An 871-nucleotide genomic window follows, 5' to 3' on the forward strand; every position below is an offset into this window, starting at 1 on the left:
TCCGTCTCTGACTGCGGGTGGTGGCTGGCGAGGATGTCGGCGAGGAGCTGTTCGTCTTCGGGACGCAGATCCGCGACGAAGCGGGCCAGGGCTTCAGCCCGGTTGGCGCCAGCGCGGAGCAGGCGGGTCATCTGGCGGGCGGTGAGTGCGGCGTCGAGGGTTTCCGGTTCGGCGGCCAGCGTGTAGGCGTAGGAGCGGCCGGCGGGCTGCCGGGTGAGTGCACCCTTGTCGTGCAGCCGGGCCAGCGTGGTCATCACGGTGGTGTAGGCCAGCGGCTCGCCGAGTTCGGCGAGCGTCTCGGTCGGGGTGAGCGGCCGGCCGGCCGCCGCGATCGCGGCGAGCACCTCTCGTTCGAGCGCTCCCGGCTCCCGCCGCTTCGCCATCCGTTGCCCTCCTCACGGCTGTCGCCCGCGGCTGTCGCTTGCGGCCACTCACTACTATCGCGTTGATAGTACGAACGGTCGAGTGGTACGGGCTTGCCCTGGCCCGCTGTCGACCATCCGCGTAGCGGGCCTCTCGGTGGCAGTGGATCGGTCTCCACCCGGCCCGGCCCTTGCCGCCTGCCGCGCACCCGTGCGTCTACTATTCATCGAGTAGTAGATATCTTGAGGGAGGGACGTATGGCGGCTGGCGTACCGGCGGTGGAGGCTACCGGCCTGGTGAAACGCTTCGGCGGTCTCACTGCGGTGGATCATGTTGATCTGCGGGTGGACGTCGGGGAGGTCTACGGCATCCTCGGCCCGAACGGCGCCGGGAAGACGACGTTCCTGCGGATGCTGTTCGGGTTGATCCGCCCGGACGCCGGGGTGTTGCGGCTGTTCGGCCGCAGTTGGGTCCAGGCCGGCCCGGCGACATTGGACGGGGTCGCGGC

At 69.9% G+C, this 871-nt stretch carries 2 protein-coding genes; one reads left to right on the forward strand and one right to left on the reverse strand.

Annotated elements, in window-relative coordinates:
• On the reverse strand, positions 1 to 383 hold a 383-nt coding region (locus AC08ON_RS15055; RefSeq protein WP_476617189.1), incomplete at its 3' end, for a BlaI/MecI/CopY family transcriptional regulator.
• Between the two features lie 237 nt (positions 384 to 620).
• Here AC08ON_RS15055 and AC08ON_RS15060 point away from each other — a divergent pair.
• Positions 621 to 871, forward strand: a 251-nt coding sequence (locus AC08ON_RS15060; protein ID WP_476617190.1) for an ATP-binding cassette domain-containing protein, incomplete at its 3' end; no start/stop codon positions are given.

This window comes from Frankia sp. CoWAU3, from assembly GCF_977971855.1.